Genomic DNA, 832 nt, shown 5'->3' on the forward strand with positions numbered 1-832 from the left:
GTCGCCGCCGTAGGTGATGGCCAGCTGCGCGAGCCGGCGGGCGAGCCAGCCGGAGAACTCGGGCAGCTCACCGAGCACGCCGAGCATCCGGTTGCGCAGGTGGATGCTGTCCGGGTCGCTCATGGTGGACACGTCGTGCAGCTGGGCGGTGAACGCCAGCAGGCCCTGCGCCATCGGGCGGCGCTCGCCGTCGTAGCTGTCCAGCAGCGCGGGCGCGGCCGTGCCGTCCAGCACGGCGGCGAGCTTCCAGGCGAGGTTGAACGCGTCCTGGATGCCGGTGTTCAGGCCCTGCGCGCCGACCGGGCTGTGCACGTGGGCGGCGTCACCGACGAGGAAGAACGGGCCCTTGCGGAACGTCTCGGCGAGCCGGTGGCGCACCCGCCAGATGGACACCATCTCCAGCGACTCCACCCTCGCGCCGGCGGCGGACGGGCCGCGCGCGTCGAGCATCTCCTGCACGGCCGCCAGGTCCGGGACGGGTGTGTCGTCCTCGACCAGCGCCACCATCCGGTACAGCCGGCCGGGCAGGTGCGAGATCGCGGCCAGGCCCGCGGGCGAGAAGAAGAAGCTGATCTCGCCCTCGGGGCCGTCCCACTCCATGACGAACTCGATGAGCGCGAAGTTGTGCGGTCGGTCGTGCCCCTCGAACGCGATGCCCGCGCGTTGCCGCACGACGCTGTGCAGGCCGTCGCAGCCGACGACGTAGCGGGCGCGGATGGCGCGGATCTCGCCGGTGGAGTCGTCGGAGACCAGGGCGCAGGCGCCGGGGTACTGCTCGGTGACGTCCACCAGCGTCCAGCCGCGGTGCACGTGGCCGCCCACCTCGGTGAGC

The 832-nt window shown here is 72.8% G+C and carries 1 protein-coding gene; it reads right to left on the reverse strand.

Annotation, left to right across the window (positions count from 1 at the left end):
• A partial coding sequence (locus tag AB0G02_RS37505) for an FAD-dependent monooxygenase (protein WP_360804456.1) occupies positions 1 to 822 on the reverse strand: 822 nt, incomplete at its 3' end.
• Positions 823 to 832: the final 10 nt, after the last annotated feature.

The sequence above is a fragment of the Actinosynnema sp. NPDC023658 genome (genome assembly GCF_040639995.1).
Classification (GTDB): domain Bacteria; phylum Actinomycetota; class Actinomycetes; order Mycobacteriales; family Pseudonocardiaceae; genus Actinosynnema.